18 protein-coding genes are annotated in these 18045 nt (G+C 47.9%); 7 read left to right on the forward strand and 11 right to left on the reverse strand.

The features are described 5' to 3' along the window. Positions 1-166 precede the first annotated feature (166 nt). Positions 167-538: a hypothetical protein gene (locus tag GUA87_RS13880; protein ID WP_193717202.1), complete on the forward strand. Its 372-nt coding sequence runs from the start codon at positions 167-169 to the stop codon at positions 536-538. Between the two features lie 61 nt (positions 539-599). Further along, entirely contained in the window at positions 600-836 is a 237-nt protein-coding gene (locus tag GUA87_RS13885; protein WP_321575918.1) for a sulfurtransferase TusA family protein, read from the forward strand. Position 837: 1 nt separating this feature from the next. On the opposite strand, the gene GUA87_RS13890 is transcribed toward GUA87_RS13885, so the two are convergent. Genes GUA87_RS13890 through GUA87_RS13905 form a run of 4 tightly spaced genes read right to left on the reverse strand, consistent with a single transcriptional unit; the run spans position 838 to position 3963 of the window. Continuing rightward, positions 838-2037, reverse strand: coding sequence for a mechanosensitive ion channel family protein (locus GUA87_RS13890; RefSeq protein WP_227712009.1), 1200 nt, complete (start codon positions 2035-2037; stop codon positions 838-840). 51 nt (positions 2038-2088) lie between these two features. Beyond that, positions 2089-3144 carry a threonine aldolase family protein gene (locus tag GUA87_RS13895; RefSeq protein WP_193717204.1) on the reverse strand — a complete coding sequence of 352 codons (1056 nt, stop codon included), beginning with the start codon at positions 3142-3144 and terminating at the stop codon, positions 2089-2091. A gap of 5 nt (positions 3145-3149) precedes the next feature. Then, on the reverse strand, positions 3150-3563 hold the full coding sequence (locus GUA87_RS13900; RefSeq protein ID WP_227712011.1) for a M67 family metallopeptidase: 414 nt from the start codon (positions 3561-3563) through the stop codon (positions 3150-3152). Positions 3564-3570: 7 nt separating this feature from the next. Beyond that, positions 3571-3963 (reverse strand): hypothetical protein, encoded by a 393-nt coding sequence (locus GUA87_RS13905; RefSeq protein ID WP_193717206.1) that lies wholly within the window; start codon positions 3961-3963, stop codon positions 3571-3573. A 2-nt stretch (positions 3964-3965) separates the two neighbouring features. Here GUA87_RS13905 and GUA87_RS13910 point away from each other — a divergent pair, with 2 nt between their 5' ends. From GUA87_RS13910 to GUA87_RS13920, 3 genes are all read left to right on the forward strand, one after another. Continuing rightward, positions 3966-4937, forward strand: coding sequence for an RluA family pseudouridine synthase (locus GUA87_RS13910; RefSeq protein WP_193717207.1), 972 nt, complete (start codon positions 3966-3968; stop codon positions 4935-4937). Between the two features lie 127 nt (positions 4938-5064). Next, positions 5065-5943, forward strand: a complete 879-nt coding sequence (gene rpoH, locus GUA87_RS13915) for an RNA polymerase sigma factor RpoH (protein WP_193717208.1) — start codon at positions 5065-5067, stop codon at positions 5941-5943. A gap of 145 nt (positions 5944-6088) precedes the next feature. Further along, positions 6089-6649, forward strand: a complete 561-nt coding sequence (locus GUA87_RS13920) for a HupE/UreJ family protein (protein WP_193717209.1) — start codon at positions 6089-6091, stop codon at positions 6647-6649. Between the two features lie 47 nt (positions 6650-6696). Here GUA87_RS13920 and GUA87_RS13925 read toward each other — a convergent pair whose 3' ends face one another. From GUA87_RS13925 to GUA87_RS13955, 7 genes are all read right to left on the reverse strand, one after another. Continuing rightward, positions 6697-7056, reverse strand: coding sequence for a putative quinol monooxygenase (locus GUA87_RS13925; RefSeq protein WP_193717210.1), 360 nt, complete (start codon positions 7054-7056; stop codon positions 6697-6699). Between the two features lie 68 nt (positions 7057-7124). After that, positions 7125-7631, reverse strand: a complete 507-nt coding sequence (locus tag GUA87_RS13930) for a hypothetical protein (RefSeq protein ID WP_193717211.1) — start codon at positions 7629-7631, stop codon at positions 7125-7127. A gap of 4 nt (positions 7632-7635) precedes the next feature. Next, complete coding sequence (locus GUA87_RS13935) at positions 7636-9666, reverse strand: hypothetical protein (RefSeq protein ID WP_193717212.1); 2031 nt, start codon at positions 9664-9666, stop codon at positions 7636-7638. A gap of 156 nt (positions 9667-9822) precedes the next feature. Continuing rightward, entirely contained in the window at positions 9823-11115 is a 1293-nt protein-coding gene (locus GUA87_RS13940; RefSeq protein ID WP_193717213.1) for an adenylosuccinate synthase, read from the reverse strand. Positions 11116-11142: 27 nt separating this feature from the next. Beyond that, positions 11143-12282, reverse strand: a complete 1140-nt coding sequence (locus GUA87_RS13945; protein ID WP_193717214.1) for an ATP phosphoribosyltransferase regulatory subunit — start codon at positions 12280-12282, stop codon at positions 11143-11145. 109 nt (positions 12283-12391) lie between these two features. Further along, complete coding sequence (gene serA, locus GUA87_RS13950) at positions 12392-13969, reverse strand: phosphoglycerate dehydrogenase (RefSeq protein WP_193717215.1); 1578 nt, start codon at positions 13967-13969, stop codon at positions 12392-12394. A gap of 27 nt (positions 13970-13996) precedes the next feature. Continuing rightward, positions 13997-15163 (reverse strand): phosphoserine transaminase, encoded by a 1167-nt coding sequence (locus GUA87_RS13955; protein WP_193717216.1) that lies wholly within the window; start codon positions 15161-15163, stop codon positions 13997-13999. Positions 15164-15613: 450 nt separating this feature from the next. Here GUA87_RS13955 and GUA87_RS13960 point away from each other — a divergent pair, with 450 nt between their 5' ends. Then, positions 15614-16750: an aminotransferase class V-fold PLP-dependent enzyme gene (locus GUA87_RS13960; RefSeq protein WP_193717217.1), complete on the forward strand. Its 1137-nt coding sequence runs from the start codon at positions 15614-15616 to the stop codon at positions 16748-16750. Between the two features lie 7 nt (positions 16751-16757). Beyond that, the gene (locus tag GUA87_RS13965; protein ID WP_193717218.1) at positions 16758-17930 is read left to right on the forward strand and encodes an aminotransferase class V-fold PLP-dependent enzyme; all 1173 of its coding nucleotides are present in this window, start codon (positions 16758-16760) and stop codon (positions 17928-17930) included. Positions 17931-18045 lie beyond the last annotated feature (115 nt).

Consider the following 18045-nt stretch of genomic DNA (forward strand, 5'->3'; position numbering starts at 1 on the left):
GTAAAAAATGGTTAACCTCAATCATCAAACCATTATTTTGTTTAGCCTTTTCTCATCAATTAAATTTGAATGCTTATTTAAACCTCCTGTTAACGCCACAGAGTCATCGTATTTCTGACAAAAGCCAAACCCATGATGGCGTTTAACTTTTAAAGAGGAGAGCAGGATGGTTGATCTGGATAATCTTGAAATTGGCGTTCCGATCGCAGCGACCAATCTGATCTACCCTCGATCTCTAGAACCTTTTCACGTTTCAACGGTGAAGCAACAATTTCAAAAACTGTCAGGAGCTGCCCATTGGTGCGGATACGCTTTCTTAAATTCCATACCCGCACAGCTCCGCCGAAATATTATGTGTCATACCGAAACTGAAAATGTCGGGGTGGTTATGTTTAGCGAAACGCCCAGTCAGAACAGGTTCATCATCCGTGACATTCACGATAATTTCAGACTTCTAAACCCAGACGGTCACACAATATTTATGGCAGAGCAGCTGGATGATGTGCTGGACAAGTTTTTGAAACGCGCCCTCAGCTGATTGCTTGATCCCCACTCGTTTGTGGCTATAGTTCCCTCAAGTATCACTGAAGGAATTGATTGTGCAGGAACACTCTCTTGACACCACAGGGTTAAGCTGTCCATTGCCGGTTTTAAAAGCAAAAAAACTGGCAAAAACACTTGAGATTGGGGACCTCCTGACAGTAACTGCGACAGATCCGGCCTCAAAGATTGACTTTGGCCATTTCTGCCATACAGACGGCCACACCCTTCTTTCTCAAGAAGAAAAAGAGGGTGTGTTCACCTATCATATTCAGATTGGCGTAAAGCCCGAGTAGTTCAGCCTTCGCCTTCATTTCCATGAGGTTGATTAGTTGAGACCTGAGTGCTTTTTCCAACTCCCTCGCTCGGTGGGACAAACGCTTCCGGAATATCGGCCCCTTCTTTTCCTCGATATATTGTCATGGACGGGAAGGCGAACCCGGTTCCCGCACCTTCTACGATCTGCTTGATGTTGTATGCAAAATCCTGCTTGATCGAGAGCCATTCACCCCAATTAGTCGTTTTGGTAAAGCAGTAGATCATGATGTCAATACTGCTCGCATTAAAGCTATCAGTGACGACAAATAAAGTAGCTTCCTCTGGTTGAGCGAAATCGGGGTTCCCAATCAGATAATCCTTTATTTGCTCCGTAATGGCCTGAAGCTGTTGAACTGATGTGGAATACTCAACACCAATTTTCCAGTAAATCCGGCGATAGGTCATTTCTGAAAAATTAGTGACAGCCTTATCAGCAAATACCGCATTTGGAACAATGGTCGGTGCCTTATCAAAACGGCGGATCATTGTGGAGCGGAACCCGATTTTCTCAACAGTTCCTTCAACAATGCCTTCAACAAGCACCCAGTCCCCCACATGGAAGCGTTTCTCTGCAAGAATAAGAAAACCACTGATCAGGTTTTTAAATAGATCCTGAGCACCCAAGGCAACGGCAACACCAACGAGTCCAAAACCCGCAATAATCGGACCTACTTGAATGCCCCATAATTCCAAAATAGTCGCAGCACCAAGGCAAACAACCAGTCCTTTCAGTACCTTGATCGTGAAAGAGACCATCTCTTCTGAAAATATCTGCTCCAGCTTGCTCATTAAAAAGCGAAGTGGATCTACAAGACAAAATAATCCCCAGAAAAGGTTAAATACGATGAGAGAACGGACGATATGATCAGACATGCCGTTCAAAACTTCTTTGTCTGCGAAACCGCTGATTTCAATAGCAGCATAAGCGCCGATGACAATAGGAACGAAGCGAATTGGCCCTTCCAGTGCATCAACAATCTGATCGTCAAAGCTGTTACGGGTGCGGCGGGTCAGACCTATAAGCCGGTTGACAACAAATCTTGTGAAGACCCCTCTGAGTGTCAGGGCAACGAGTAAAATAGCAAGCGCGGGAATTATGGCGTTAAATTCAATACCCATATATCCATCATTCCAGACATCCTTCAGGATCTCCCAGAATTTGACGATTGATGCTTCCAAAATATTCCCTCTTTAATAATTCCGCTCACGAGTATCTGAGTGAAGGTTGACTTAACCGCTGATTTTGACAACTTCAAGAAAACGATCTACTTCGCATTCTGTAGTATTCCACGACGTTACAAGTCTCACATTTCCTTCGCTCCGCTTCCCCATCACGTAGAAAAGAAAACCATCTTCTTCAAGATTTGTGATCATTTTTTCAGAAAGGGTTACAAAAAGAATATTCGCATCCACACTATGATCGATCACAATCGGATTTTCATTATTGGAAGCAAGTCCTGTCGCCAGACGGGTCGCCATCTGGTTGGCATGATCCGCCATTTCAAGCCAAAGACCGTCCTCCACATAGCGTTTCAGCTGCGCTGACAGGTATCTGGATTTTGAGAACAGGTGAGCCCCCCGCTTACGTCTAAACTCAAATTCCTTGGCTTTTTCCTGATTGAAAAAGACAACCGCTTCAACAGCCATGGCTCCGTTCTTTGTCGCTCCGAAAGAAAGGATATCAACGCCCCCTTTCCAGGTAATTTCCGAAGGATGACATCCAAGAGAGGCAACTGCATTGGCAAATCTCGCACCATCCATATGCAAGCCGAGATTATAGTCTTTTGCCACCTGACCGACAGCAGCCACCTCATCAGGTGTGTAAACAGTCCCACATTCAGTTGTCTGAGTAATGCTGATGGCCTTTGGCGGGACGTGATGCACATTTTCCGGATCAGTCCTGGATAAGGCGTCTTCCAAAACTTGAGGGTCAAGTTTCCCTGCATCTCCATCCAGCAAAACGAGTTTGGCCCCACCAGTGTAGAACTCTGGCGCCCCGCATTCATCCCCTTCAATATGGGCAAGTTTGTGACAATAAACCGAGCCGTAGGAAGGTGTCAGCACAGACAGAGAGAGTACATTTGCCGCTGTTCCTGTTGCCACGGGAAACGCACGCAAGTCGCAGCCGAACAAATCCTGAAGCTGTTTTTCCATCTGAATTGTTGTCTGGTCATTACCATAGCCCATTGCCGGCCCTTGATTTTCCTGCAGCAATGCATCCATCAACTCCGGGCAAACGGGAGCTGCGTTATCACTGGCAAAATTCTTGCGCGTAATGGCTGACATTAGCTCTATTTTCCTTCTATCTTCAATTCAGCTTTTTCAAACCCATCATCGGAAGATGGGTGAAAAGCAGCGATTTCAATTTTATTTGCATTATCAACAGAAGCGATCAGCCAAAAAAGATCTGGCTCGTAGATCATCTTCTCATCCGTCTTTGACGGTCTGGCATCCCCATCTGGGTGCGAGTGGAAGACACCTATAACCGCGCGACCGTCTTCACGGCACTGTTTTTCCGCCTTAATCCGAACCGTGGGATCAATTTCAAAAAACCGCTTTGGCTCACTGGCAATATTTTCTGACACAATAACCTGAGACACACATGCATCATTTCCGATGAGCAAAGCACAGGCTTCCTCAGGATAGCAACGTCTCCCCAAGTCCTTTAATTGTTTCATATGCTCAGATGTAATGCACAACTGCATGTCTGGCTCAAGGGTTCAGCAAAAGACGGCCAATCTCTTTTCCGGTTGCCGGACTAAACACCAGAATGAGTTCAGGTTTTTCAAATCGTTCATATGTAATCAACAGTAAGCCTTGATCCGCTTTAACAGATCCCACACTTAAGCCAGCGGGAACGTTGATGTTAACTTCGCCAAAACTTGAAATACTGCTGGTGACGATACCTGTTGGTAGCGGAATTTCCTGCACTGTTTCGGTTTCTGTCGTCTTCGTTGCGCGCTTATAAATCGTCACACCGATCAGGGATGCCACACCAATAATTAAAATTCCGAGAATAATCACAACGGATTTCAGAAAAGTGGTGTTTGGAACTTCTTCTTCTGTCATAAGATCTGCCAGTATAGTTTCTTTACGGATATCCACATATGCCATCACCTGAAGGTACACATCAAGTTGAAGTTTCGGCCGAAGACGTTGGAGAACGTCTGGACAGGTTTCTTGCGGAAAAATTAGGGGGCCTTTCCCGAAATCGTGTAAAACCTTTGGTTAAAGATGGCAAGGCAAGCCTTGCTGGTGAAGTTATCACGGATCCTTCACGCCGCGTTCGTGAAGGCGAAATTTATGAGATCACAATTCCGGAAGCCCGCGATCCCGATCCGATACCACAAGACATCCCCCTCGATATTGTATTTGAGGATGAACATCTGATTGTGGTCAACAAGCCCGCCCGTATGGTCGTTCACCCTGCGGCAGGAAATTGGAGCGGCACCCTTGTCAACGCATTGCTTTTTCACTGCGGCGATAGCCTTTCTGGGATTGGAGGGGTAAAACGCCCTGGCATTGTCCACCGTATTGACAAAGAAACCAGTGGTCTGATGGTAGTTGCAAAAACGGACGCTGCTCATCAGGGCCTGGCCACGCTATTTGAAAATCATGACATCGAAAGAACCTACCGCGCCATTGTCTGGGGCCGCGTTTATCCTCTATCCGGTACGATTGAGGGCAACATCGGGCGCGACCCCCATAATCGAAAGCGTATGGCAATCGTGACAAACGGCGGGAAAGAAGCGATTACCCATTATGAAGTTGAAGAAAACTTCGAAGACATCGCCTGTCTGGTAAAATGCAATTTAGAAACAGGTAGAACCCACCAGATCAGGGTGCATATGGCTAAAGAAGGTCATCCTTTAGTGGGCGATCCTGTCTATACGCGGCCCAAACTCAGCCGTACAAAATCACTTCCCGAAGCCCGGCAAAATGTCATACGCAAATTTCCAAGGCAGGCTTTACATGCACAAACCCTTGGTTTTGTGCACCCCATCACAAACAAACCCTTGAAATTTGAGGTAGAATTCCCATCTGACATGAAGAAACTGCTTCATGCATTTCGGGGGTAGGAGTGCGCTGATCGCGTAACGACAGTAAACCAATATCCCTTATACTACGTAGAAGTTTCATAAAAGCTGGCTAAGATAGCAGTGATCCGGAACTTGCTACATCAACAAGGAGAGGGTTTAAAACCAAATGAGCAATTCGTCTCTGCCAACCATCACACCTGAAGGTGGGTTGACGCGCTACCTTCAGGAAATTCGCAAATTCCCAATGCTGGATCCAGACGAGGAATACATGCTGGCAAAAGCCTGGAAGGAACGTGAGGATTCGGAAGCCGCTCACAAAATGGTGACGAGCCATCTACGTCTTGTGGCCAAGATTGCCATGGGTTACCGCGGATATGGCCTCCCCGTTGGAGAATTGATCGCCGAAGGCAATGTCGGCATGATGCAAGCCGTTAAACGATTTGAACCTGAAAAAGGGTTTCGACTGTCCACATATGCAATGTGGTGGATCAGGGCTGCCATTCAGGAATACATTCTTCGCACATGGTCCCTTGTGAAAATGGGGACAACGGCGGCGCAGAAGAAACTCTTCTTTAACCTCCGCAAAGTCAAAGGCCAAATACAAGCCATTGATGATGGCGACATGACACCAGAACAGGTGGAGACCATTTCCACAAAACTAGGCGTGTCCGAGGAAGAAGTTGTCAACATGAACCGCCGCCTTACTGCGCCGGATCATAGCCTGAACTCGCCAATGCGTGCTGATAGCGAAGGAGAGTGGATGGACTGGCTCGAAGATGACAGTCCAAATCAGGAAACCGTATATGCGGAAAGTGAAGAGCTGAAACGCCGTAAAGCAATGCTGGAAAGCGCAATGGATTGCCTGAACGACCGCGAGAAGCATATTCTCACTCATCGCCGCCTACGCGAAGACCCTTTGACACTTGAAGATCTGAGCCAGGAGTTCGGCATCAGCCGCGAACGGGTTCGTCAGATTGAAGTTCGCGCCTTCGAAAAGCTACAGAAGGCAGTAAAAGCCAAAGCGTTTGAAGAGCGTTTGAACTAAATGACCTTTTCAATATGAAAAAGCCGCTGTGGAGCGGCTTTTTTTGTGCGCATCTTCATTATGTTGCACTTGCGAGAAAAGCGACTATGATTGCTCGATAACCTATCAATCAGAAACAACCCACCCAACCAACAGGGGGCACGATATGAAACGTACCATTACGCTATCCGCAGCACTTATTGCCCTTGGCAGCACACCAGCTCTGGCCCACACCGGTCATGATGCAGGCGGCCTTATCTCTGGCCTTTCCCACCCACTTCTTGGACTGGATCACATCTTGGCAATGGTCGCTGTCGGCCTATTCGCAGTTCAAAGCGGCGGCAAAAGCAAATATACACTACCAGCACTTTTCGTCGTAGCTATGCTGGCAGGCGGTGCACTTGGCTTGACTGCCCTTAACGTTCCATTTGTTGAAGCCGGTATCGTTGGATCCGTTGTTCTGTTGGGTGCAGCAATTGCCTTTGGACGTAAAATCCCAACGGTCGTTTCCGCAACCATGATTGCAGTATTTGCCATGTTCCACGGTGTCGCACACGGTGCTGAAATTCCAGCGACAGCTTCAGTACTGACATTTGCGGCTGGCATGACTGTTTCAACAGCTGCCTTACATGTACTCGGCTTAGGGATCGGAACTGTTGCCCCTGCTGTACTGCGTATCGCTGGAGCAGCTATTGCTCTTAGTGGTCTTGCCCTGACAGCGATGTAAAAAAGCAGTCATTAAAAAACAAAAGGGCCCTCTCGGGCCCTTTTTTATTAGCGAGAGAAACCCGCCGCCGATTTCATAGGAACATATCCCATAGGCTTCATCGCCTTTTGAACCCGTTCATCCGGATCACCATATAAAGTACATGCTGTAGGTTTAAGTACACCCATAAACCGGCCTGCAAACTTGCTTCCAAAATTACCCATATGGACCATAGTTGCGTCAGAATCTGTGTAACGTTCAAAGATATGACAGACTTTTTCATCTTCGCTGAGAGACCACTCATAGTTTAGTGCACCAGGCTCATCGGCCTTGGTCGCTTCTGACATCTCTACCATCAGGCTTTTAAGTTCGTCCAGCTTGCCGTCTTTTACATCGGCTTCGATAATCCAATAGACATGGTTTGACATGGTTGTCCCCGTTTTGTTTGTTGCGTTACAGGAACTATATCAAAGCATTACACATTCATGTAGATTTTTTATTCTTTTGTATCGGATTCTTTCTTTTGGCTTTTGGCTGACCCAGGCACGCCTGTTTTGGAATCTTCAACAATCCGACCGCCCCACTCTTCGATCATCTTCATCCGTCTTTTTTCGAGCTTTCCAACTAAGTGCCTAGCTTGGACTTCATAAACGCCCTGCACAACAATGGGGACCCCCCAAAGGAGGAAAGCTGCTATCCCGGCGCCACCAAACATCAACAGCCACATGAACACATCCGTAAGTAACCGCATAGCCTGATCGATCGTGTGCCCTCTCTCCCACAGGAAACCAATAACAGGGACGACACCTGCCAGATTTAGTGCAGTCATCGCGGCGATACTACCTTTGACACGACTTGGATTTACAAAAGTCGCAACGATACTTGGGATCATGCCAACCGTCAGAACTATAATAGTCGGAGGTGCAACGACAGCCCCCACTCCTAAAAAAATGAGCAGTGGCAAGACACCTTTTGTCGCCTCTTTTGCTTGATCTGCACTCACTTTTTTACCTCAAAAAATACATGTAGGAGAGCCCCATACTCGTCATCAGAGCTGCGATTGAAATAATGGATGCTAGCCAATGGCCGTATTTCTGCGCTGCCAATTTGCGCGCCTCAGTACCGGCTTCCAACGCTCGCATCCCCTCAACAATTTTTATGAACACCTGTAGCGCCTGACGGTATTCACGGCCATCCCGGTTCATATTGTTCTGCAAATCAATGTCTTTTAAGATCCGATCGATATTTCCAGTTTCGACCGCTTTTGCAAGTTTTCTCAGTATGGTTTCCCGTCTGATATCCGAATTTATTGACTTGATGAAGGGTTTCAAAATTTTTGCGGCCCAAGCTGCCAAACCGGGTTTTGGAGAGGGGCTGATAAGCGTCTGCAACCTGGCGAACAAGGCCACCAAATGCAACGTATATTCGATGCCACCGGGTTGCATGCTGCTGAATTTCTGAAAATGCTTTGCCAGAGATTTATTTCTGGCAGCCAAAAAGGCGGCGATATGTCTGTCAAAAGGTTTGATATTGCCATCCGCTTTCAGCGCCCGTGCTTCCAAAACGTCCACTAATGTTTCAACGTCTTTCACAAAAGCCCCTTCAAACACTGACCCTAAACATGGCAACTGTGGATTTAGTTCATATAAACAGCGTTCTAAGCCAAAGCCGATAACGTCTCGCTTCTCCATATATTCAAAACACTCTGTCGCCAGATTAATTTTGAGCCAACTTTCCTTCTTCTTACCAGGTACAAGCCCTGTGGCCGCTGGCTTTGTTGAGACGTCAGAATAGATAACATCAAGCAAGGTCCCATTTTCCAGCAATTCGGCCATGGAGTTTTTTAACGCGCCTGCAACTCGAAAGGCACAGGCAAGTAAACTTGGAAATCCGCCTCTTGAAAAAGACACTTCGCGATACCAAAAAGCCCCGTCTCCATCCAGAATTGCACAGGCTTTTGAAACACTCTGGGTATCTCCCTGGCGCCCCCGTCCGCTGGCAATCCCCTTCAATGAGATTTCAGCCATGCGCGTTGCCGCATCTTTATCGCCCAAAGAATTGCGAACCCAGCTTTCCAGCTTGCCATTTTCCATCAATGTGAACGCTTGTGCGGGGCGTTGGGTCATTGCAAGAGATAACAAGCGAGGAGACACATATTCCTGTTCTTCAAAAACAATTGGACCTGGGGCCTGTCTGTCTCCAAAACCTGGTCTGGGTCTTTCATAAACGCCATCACGCCAGCGTTTTAAAACTTCAACATTCCACCTGCGTGTCGGATCATCATTGAGAAGGCCCGCAAGCAGAAATCCAACACGTGTTGATGCAGGAATTTTGGGTACCAGAACCGCGTAACTGCCGTGCTGTAGTTTGGCAGCGTACAATTCTTCTCGGCTTCGTCCTTCGCCCGGAAGAACACCGCCCAACATATGCACAATCGTGACACCCAAAGCGTAGATATCATACATGATATCACCGCGGCCCCGCCCTTCGGCAAGTGCGTTTGCACTTTCAACAGGCTCATACACAGCGGGTTGTAGCGAGCCGGCTGGTGTAGAAACACAATCACCCAGAACAACGCCTGACTCGCCAGGTTCCATATAAAACAGGTTATCAGCGCGGATCCCGCGGTGCGACAATTTCCGGTTGGAAAAATCGATCAGAAGATCAACAAGACGCGGGACAATTTTCCCAAGAAGAACATTTTCGCTGATTGCACCTCGGCCCTCAGCATAAACCGCCCCCCCCAATGGCTGTTCAAAAACGAAAACATACCGATAGTCCGTATCATCGAATTTCACAACACCATGGCTTTGTAGCGAGATCAGTCCTGGCGGGCTTTTCTTCATGAGATCTTGGACGAGTTCGTCTCGATACACCACGCCAGAATTCAGGATAATCGCAAAAAGATGACTTGTGCTGTCGCGCGTGTCCTCTACCTTACAAGCGCGGTTTTCGCCACTATCAAGATGTGATAGCGGTTGCGACATCTGAATACGATATCGCCCATGAAGCAGTCCAAGATTTTCATCCATCGTCATTTATTTTGCCTAAGGCCGAGCACAGAATGCTCAGCGAACCTACAACTTGCCCCAAAATGACGGAGTAGCGTTAAAATGACGTTAAGCTAAAAACTAAATCTAAAACAGAAAAGGCGGCTAAAAAGCCGCCTTTTTGCATATTAATACATTCGTAAATTACTCAGTAAAAGGATCTTTTACCAAAATTGTGTCATCCCGCTCAGGACTTGTAGACACAAGAGCAATGGGTGCCTCGATAAGCTCTTCGATGCGGCGGATGTATTTTACTGCCGTCGCGGGCAAGTCATCCCAACTACGCGCCCCAAAGGTGCTGTCCGACCATCCTTCAAGCGTTTCGTATATCGGCTTGACCGCTGCCTGATCTGCCATGTTGGATGGGAAGTAATCATATTCCTTGTCCCCAATACGATATCCAACACAGACTTTCAGTTCATCCATACCGTCCAGAACATCCAGCTTCGTCAGGGCAATACCTGTGATACCGCCTGTTTTAACAGCCTGGCGTACCATAACCGCATCAAACCAGCCACACCGGCGCTTACGCCCTGTGACAACACCAAATTCGTGACCGCGTTCACCAAGACCTTGTCCAACTTCATCAAACAGCTCTGTCGGGAAAGGTCCTTCTCCGACACGCGTTGTATAGGCTTTGGTGATGCCCAGTACATAATTAACAGAACCAGGTCCTACACCACTACCTACCGCTGCCTGACCAGCCAGAGTATTTGAAGAGGTGACAAATGGGTATGTACCATGGTCGTTATCCAGCATTGTTCCTTGTGCCCCTTCGAAAAGCACAAGTTTGCGGGCTTTACGGGCTTCATCCAGACGGCGCCAAACCACATCTGCAAATTCCAGGATCTTTGGTGCGATTTCCAGAAGCAGTTTAAGCAGATCCTCGCCATCAACAGCGTCAGCACCCAATCCCTTGCGAAGGGCATTGTGGTGCATCAGCAGGGTCGCGATTTTACTGCGCAGCAGGTCTTCATCCGCCAAATCGGAAACGCGGATCGCACGGCGGGCAACCTTGTCTTCATAGGCTGGACCAATGCCGCGGCGGGTCGTTCCAATCTTGACGGCAGATGTCGCATCCTCCCGGAGTGCATCCAACTCACCATGAAGTGGAAGGATCAGCGTTGCGTTTTCCGCGATTTTGAGATTGTCGGAATTGATCTCCACATCTTGACCGCGCAGTGTGTCGATTTCCTTCAAGAGCGCCCATGGATCAACCACAACGCCATTACCAATAATGGATTGCTTTCCACCACGAACAATACCTGACGGCAGGAGGCTCAGTTTATAAACTTTACCATCAATAACCAGCGTATGGCCCGCATTGTGGCCACCCTGAAAACGCACGACCACGTCGGCACGCTCTGACAGCCAGTCCACAATCTTGCCTTTGCCTTCATCCCCCCACTGGGAACCGATGACAGCTACATTTGCCATAACTTTAAGTCCTTAATTTACGAAACGTCAGGCGATTTCTTTTACGTCGCCGCTTATAAATACATGGGTACAGCCAAATTTCTTCGCCGCCCGTTCTTCATCTTCCACATCTTCAAGACCAACAATCGTGATCCATCCGCTTTCGCGAAGCTCCAATGCCTGTTGTCGCGATGTACCCTTTGGAAGAAAAACCTTAATTTCTGCCTTTTTGCGTGGGACTGCCCGCAGGAGACTATCCAGAAACAACGTAAAACCTGTCGCGCATTCTCCATCCAGAAGATGATATCGTCCGCCGCGCCCTAGCTCACCGCGCACATTCTTGGCAAAAAGCGTAAAGCTGATACCTGTTTGATATTCGAACCCGCGATATTCACCTGGATCAATGGTCAATATCAGCGAAGGCATTGCCGCCTGCAACAAAGTGACCAGTTCGCGCAATTGAGACACTTGCTCGGCCGCATTTGAAGGCAGCGTCAGTGCCTCCAGCCGATCCAAAGCACGGTCAGCAGGCCCAGCAGCTTCTAAAAGCGCTCCCAAAACAGGAGAAAGAGTCTCTCCAAAGGTGGAAAGAACAGCGGCATCTTTCTGATCCAGCGCATCCCGCGCCGCATCCGCCTGCTCTTTTTCAATCCCCATTTCCTCACAAATAGTAGGAAGAAGTGTGGGGAGTGTCAGATCAATTGAGAAACCTTTGATCCCAAGAGTATCCAACGCTTCAGCAGCCAACAGAATAAGTTCGGCGTCGGCAGAAATCTCCGACGATCCGATCAGCTCCACACCCGCCTGAGTAAACTGACGTTCGGGCCGTAACTGCCCCCCGTAAACACGTAGTACCTGACCTGAATAGGAAAGCCTGAGAGGGCGCGCGTCTTGCTTTAAGCGTGTTGTCGCGATCCGAGACACCTGCGGCGTAATATCTGTTCTGATCCCCATCATACGATGGGATACAGGATCCATCACACGGAACATCTTTGCAGCGAGCGCTTCGCCTGCACCTTCAAGCAAATGTTCTTCGAATTCAATGAGAGGCGGTTTAACACGACGGTAGCCGTTTAATTTGAAAACCCGCATAAGGTTTTCACTAACTTCGGCTTCTGCGGCGGCGGCGGGCGGTAGCATATCGGCCAATCCAGCCGGCAGCAGCCCTTTTTCAGAATAACTGTTCATCACATGCGCCTATAAAGCACATTTCGGCAATGAGTGCCAACAAGAAGAATAAAAAAGCGGCACTTTTTAGGTACCGCTTTCATTATTTCCAGAGTCTCAGCAGAGAAACTTAGAATTTTAGGTTTTTCACCTGCTCAACATGCGGCAGATTGCGAACTTTTTCGATGGTATCCGCGTCCAGTTCCGAATCTACTTCGACCAAGGCAATCGCCTCACCATCAGCTTCCTGACGCCCCAGGTGGAAGGTTGCGATATTTACCCCTTTTTCGCCGAGTAGGCTACCAAGTGCACCAATGAAACCTGGTTTATCCTGGTTCGTCACATAAAGCATGTGAGGACCAAGTTCTGCTTCCATGTTGATGCCTTTGATACTGACGATACGCGGGCGATTATCACCATAAAGTGTTCCGGCAATATCACGGCTGCGTTTTTCAGTGGTTACAGTGACGCGGATCAAAGTCTGATAATCCTCAGCACGCTCATTGATGCTTTCAGTAACGTCAATGCCACGCTCTTTTGCGACAACTGGTGCGTTCACCATATTCACACTATCCAGAAGTGGGCCAAGTAGACCTTGCAGGATAATGGATGTCAGCGGCTTGATGTTCAGGCTCGCTGCCTGTCCTTCATATTCCACAAGAACACGTTTAAGACCCGTTTCTGTAACCTGACCTGCAAAACCACCAAGCTGTTTCGCAAGATCCATATATGGTTTCAGTTTTGGTGCTTCTTCTGCTGTAACTGAAGGCATGTTGAGGGCATTAGTGACAGAACCAACCAGCAGGTAATCCGCCATTTGTTCTGCGACCTGAATGGCCACATTTACCTGCGCCTCGTTGGTTGAAGCCCCAAGGTGAGGAGTACAAACAACATTTTTCATACCGAAAAGAACATTTTCTGTAGCCGGTTCCTGCACGAACACATCAAGAGCGGCACCCGCAACATGGCCAGATTCCAGCGCTGCTTTCAGATCCTCTTCTACGACCAGACCACCACGGGCACAGTTGATGATGCGGACCCCTTCTTTCATCTTTGCAATATTGTCAGCGTTGATGATATTCCGGGTTCCATCCGTAATTGGCGTGTGCAGCGAAATGTAATCGGCGCGGGCCAGAAGGTCTTCCAGCTCCACCTTTTCAACGCCAATTTCGATAGCGCGCTCAGGAGACAGAAACGGATCATATGCGACAACCTTCATTTTGAGGCCAATTGCACGATCCGCAACGATAGATCCAATGTTACCGCACCCGATAATGCCGAGAACCTTGCCGTAGAGTTCTACACCCATGAAGGCAGACTTTTCCCATTTACCGGCATGTGTACTTTCAGAGGCTGCTGGAATGTGACGGGAAAGTGAGAACATCATCGCAACAGCATGTTCTGCAGTTGTGATTGCGTTACCAAAAGGTGTGTTCATGACGCAGATACCAGCCGCTGTTGCCGCAGGGATATCAACATTATCCACACCGATACCTGCGCGACCAATAACTTTAAGGTTGTCAGCTGCTTCAATAATTTCAGCAGTTGCTTTTGTCGCAGAGCGAACAGCAAGACCGTCATATTGACCGATACATGCTTTCAGCTCTTCAGGTGTCATACCTGTAATTTCGTCTACTTCGATGCCACGTTCGCGGAAAATTTCAGCCGCTTTCGGGCTCATCTTGTCAGAGATAAGGACTTTAACCATTTGAATGTTCCTTTGATCCAAGGAGAATTATTTGAAAGTGTTCTTCAGTTCGGCATATCCCCAGTCAAGCCAGGGCATCAAAGCAGCCAGATCGTCAGCTTCAACCGTAGATCCTGCCCAGATCCGAAGACCTGCGGGCGCATCACGATAAGCACCGATATCCAATGCGGCTTCTTCTTTTGCCAAAATGGAAACAAGTGATTTTGCAGCTTTCGCCTGATCTTCATCAGACAGATCCGTGAACCATTTATCTGTAATTTTTAAGCATACAGAAGTGGTGCTTCGGATTGCGGCATCGTCGGCCAAGAAATCCAGCCAGTCAGATGCTTCCACAAAATCAGAGATCACTTTCGTGTTGGCGTTGGCACGGTTTATTGTGCCTTCCAGTCCACCGATGCTTTTCACCCATTCAAGGGCGTCCAGAACATCTTCTACCGCCAACATAGACGGGGTGTTAATTGTCTCGCCGCGGAAAATGCCTTCGATCAGCTTACCGCCCTTCGTCATGCGGAAAACTTTTGGCATTGGCCAAGGTGGCGTGTAACTCTCAAGGCGTTCAACAGCACGCGGGCTTAGGACCAACATCCCGTGGGCAGCCTCACCACCCAGAACTTTCTGCCATGACCATGTCACAACATCCAGTTTTTCCCATGGGAGGTCCATGGCGAAAACGGCAGAAGTGGCATCACAAATGGCAAGACCTTCACGGTCGTCGGCAATCCAGTCACCGTTTGGAACACGAACACCAGATGTTGTCCCGTTCCATGTGAAAACCGTATCGCGCTTCCAATCCACGGAATTCAGGTCTGGCAGTTCGCCGTAACCCGCTGTCACAACTTCTGCATCATCCAGTTTCAGTTGCTTGACAACATCAGTTGCCCAACCTGAGCCGAAACTTTCCCATGCGAGAATTGTTGAGGGGCGCGCACCTAAAAGTGACCAAAGCGCCATTTCAACAGCACCTGTATCAGATCCCGGCACGATACCGATTTTATAATCTTCAGGGATACCCAGAATTGCCCGATGCTCGTCAATGACGGATTTCAGACGCGCTTTACCTTCCGCTGCACGGTGCGAGCGACCAAGGAATGCATTATTCAAGGTTTCAGGAGACCATCCGGGGCGCTTGGCGCATGGGCCGGATGAAAATAAAGGAGAGTTAGGGCGTCTCTCCGGACGCATTAAGTCTGTCATGTTATACTAAACCTTCCAGTCTAGAGCATCCCGGTGGGGGGATGTGGCCCACAGACGAAAATATGGAGAGATGCCGGTTTGTCAACGGACTTTTTTGCACTGCGACAAAAACGCCCAATTCAAACAGCAGATACACGTTTGCCAGCAAACAAATATTTATTTGCACGCTTACAGATCGAGGCCGCAGCCAAACATTTGCCTATCCCAAGGAACACAATGGGTTGAATTGATTTAGTTGCGCATTAATGGGATCAATGTTGAATTACTCTGTCATAACTTTGCAATACATATCTTTTTCTTTTCCTGGCTACCCATTTCCGGAGAGATCTGAGATGTGGCACCTCCCTGTTGTACGAATCCCGTTCAGTGAATTGTCTTTAAGACAATTATAGGCTGGCGAACAATCTTCCTTTTCAATAAGGTTTTTGGCATGCAAAATAGAGACAGATTATGATCGAATGCCAACGCCATTTATTTGATATTCCTGAGGAAGTTTCTTACTTCAATTGCGGGTATATGTCGCCGCTTTTGAAAGCCTCTACGGAGGCTGGGCAAAAAGCCTTACTTCGAAAATCAAATCCTTGGGAACTGACACCGAAGGACTTTTTCACCGATTCAGATCGGTTTCGGGAACTGGCTGCCGAACTCATCAACTCTGCACCGCAGGACATAGCGATCATACCGTCAGCCTCTTATGGACTTGCAATTGCCGCCGCCAATATACCGTTGACAAGAGGTGATGAAATTCTGGTTCTGGAAGATCAGTTTCCAAGCAACATCTACTGCTGGCAAAGGGCGGCGAAAGAAAGTGGCGCAACCATCATTACTGTTGCCCGGCCAGAGGACCGAAACTGGACGCAAGCCGTTCAGAAACATATCACCCCACGAACCGCCGTTGCCGCCCTTCCTCACAATCATTGGGCGGATGGAGGCCTAATCAATCTGATACAAGTCAGGCAACAACTTGATCAGTCAGATGCAAAACTGGTTCTGGACGTTACTCAGTCACTGGGAGCAATGCCGCTGGATGTACAGAAAGTACGTCCGGATTTCATGGCCGTCGCAGCCTATAAATGGCTGTTAGGTCCCTATAGCGTCGGCTTCATGTATGCGGCACCTGATTTCCAAAATGGTATCCCGCTGGAAGAAAACTGGTTAAATAGAGCTGGTTCAGAAGATTTCGCGGGTCTTGTGAACTATCAGGAAGATTATCAGCCGGGCGCTGTTAGATATGATATGGGAGAAAGAGCCAATTTTGCTCAACTTCCAATTATGATTGCAGCATTGGAACAATTGCTGGATTGGGGAACCGACAACATTCAAGCCACTCTCAGAGCCCGTAATCAAGCATTAGCCAATGAATTGATTGATATCGATCTTACTTCCGTTCCCACCGAATACCGTGCAGGTCATTTTCTTGGCCTTGAAAAAGAGGGCGGGTTTCCTGCGGATATTTTAAGCCGGCTAGCAGATGAAAAGATCTTCTTGTCACAGCGCGGAGATAGCTTACGTATAACCCCCCACCTGTTTAATTCCGATCAGGATTTTGACCGCCTGATTAGTTCTTTAAAACAACATCTTAAATGAGAGTGACATGACTTTGGACATTAAAAAATTACGTCAGGAAACACCAGGTACTCAGCATTCTATACATCTAAACAATGCTGGCTCCTCTCTCATGCCAAAACCGGTTTACGATGCTGTTGTTGAGCATCTGGATCTTGAAATGCAGATAGGTGGGTATGAAGCACATGCGCGCGCCATGCCAGCGTTTGAGCGCACCTATGATGCGGTCGCGCAAATGATCAATGCGGATAGAAGTGAAATTGCGCTTGTAGAAAATGCCACTTATGCCTGGCTAATGGCTTTCCACGGTCTCAATTGGCAGAAAGGTGACCGTATCCTGACAGCCGAAGCTGAATATGCCAGTAACGTGATTTCCTATCTGCAAATGGCAAAAAACAAAGGGGTTGTTATTGATGTTGTTCCCTCAGACGAGCACGGTCAGATTGATGTCGTCGCCCTTGAAGAGAAAATAGGACCGGATGTTAAACTCATTTCCATCAGTCATATCCCAACTAACGGCGGGTTGATTAATCCTGCAAAAGAGGTTGGAGCGGTCGCCAAGAAATACAATATCCCTTATCTTTTGGATGCCTGCCAGTCAGTTGGTCAGGTTCCTATTGATGTGGAAGAAATTGGCTGTGACATGTTGTCGGCAACTGGCCGTAAATACCTGCGCGGTCCACGGGGAACAGGATTTCTCTATGTGCGCAAAGGTTTCCTAGACAAGTTGGAACCTCCTTTTCTTGATCTGCATAGTGCAGAATGGGTCACCAAAGACAGCTACAAAATGCGCGAAGATGCTCGCCGCTTTGAGAACTGGGAAAACAGTGTTGCAAATCTGATCGGAATGGGAGTTGCTGCCGATTATTACATGGAAGTCGGAATGGCCGAAGCCTCCGATAGGCTATGCTCTCTTGCAGCAACTGCGCGTCAATCTCTCTCCCAAATTCCGGGTGTATCTGTTCACGATCTGGGACTTCATAAAGGGGGTATGGTCACCTTCGCCCATGAGAAAAGGGATGCTGTGGATATCAAGGCCGAGCTTTTCAAAGAGCATGTGAATGTCTCCACATCAACAACTAGTTCCACCCGTTATGATATGGAAAGGCGAGCACTGCCGACACTCGTGCGCGCCTCTTTTCATTACTACAATGACGAAAACGAGTTGGATAAATTGGTGGAACTGATCAAGAGAATGTGATTGAAATCCGCTGATTTCCTTGTATCTTACGCAAAATTTAATACATCCTTAATAATTAGAATGTAAAGATATTCATGTGTGCCAGAAGGCATACAAACGGCATAGAAATTCCGAA

The organism is Sneathiella sp. P13V-1 (assembly GCF_015143595.1).
Classification (GTDB): Bacteria; Pseudomonadota; Alphaproteobacteria; order Sneathiellales; family Sneathiellaceae; genus Sneathiella.

Excerpts from the sequence above, each read along its gene's own strand:
- GUA87_RS13900 (WP_227712011.1), bottom strand. The coding sequence starts at position 3,563 with ATGCAGTTGTGCATTACATCTGAGCATATGAAACAATTAAAGGACTTG.
- GUA87_RS13920 (WP_193717209.1), top strand. The coding sequence starts at position 6,089 with ATGAAACGTACCATTACGCTATCCGCAGCACTTATTGCCCTTGGCAGC.
- GUA87_RS13910 (WP_193717207.1), top strand. The coding sequence starts at position 3,966 with ATGCCATCACCTGAAGGTACACATCAAGTTGAAGTTTCGGCCGAAGAC.
- GUA87_RS13895 (WP_193717204.1), bottom strand. The coding sequence starts at position 3,144 with ATGTCAGCCATTACGCGCAAGAATTTTGCCAGTGATAACGCAGCTCCC.
- GUA87_RS13880 (WP_193717202.1), top strand. The coding sequence starts at position 167 with ATGGTTGATCTGGATAATCTTGAAATTGGCGTTCCGATCGCAGCGACC.
- GUA87_RS13965 (WP_193717218.1), top strand. The coding sequence starts at position 16,758 with ATGACTTTGGACATTAAAAAATTACGTCAGGAAACACCAGGTACTCAG.
- GUA87_RS13945 (WP_193717214.1), bottom strand. The coding sequence starts at position 12,282 with ATGAACAGTTATTCTGAAAAAGGGCTGCTGCCGGCTGGATTGGCCGAT.
- GUA87_RS13940 (WP_193717213.1), bottom strand. The coding sequence starts at position 11,115 with ATGGCAAATGTAGCTGTCATCGGTTCCCAGTGGGGGGATGAAGGCAAA.
- serA (WP_193717215.1), bottom strand. The coding sequence starts at position 13,969 with ATGGTTAAAGTCCTTATCTCTGACAAGATGAGCCCGAAAGCGGCTGAA.
- GUA87_RS13935 (WP_193717212.1), bottom strand. The coding sequence starts at position 9,666 with ATGACGATGGATGAAAATCTTGGACTGCTTCATGGGCGATATCGTATT.
- GUA87_RS13960 (WP_193717217.1), top strand. The coding sequence starts at position 15,614 with ATGATCGAATGCCAACGCCATTTATTTGATATTCCTGAGGAAGTTTCT.
- GUA87_RS13925 (WP_193717210.1), bottom strand. The coding sequence starts at position 7,056 with ATGTCAAACCATGTCTATTGGATTATCGAAGCCGATGTAAAAGACGGC.
- GUA87_RS13955 (WP_193717216.1), bottom strand. The coding sequence starts at position 15,163 with ATGACAGACTTAATGCGTCCGGAGAGACGCCCTAACTCTCCTTTATTT.
- rpoH (WP_193717208.1), top strand. The coding sequence starts at position 5,065 with ATGAGCAATTCGTCTCTGCCAACCATCACACCTGAAGGTGGGTTGACG.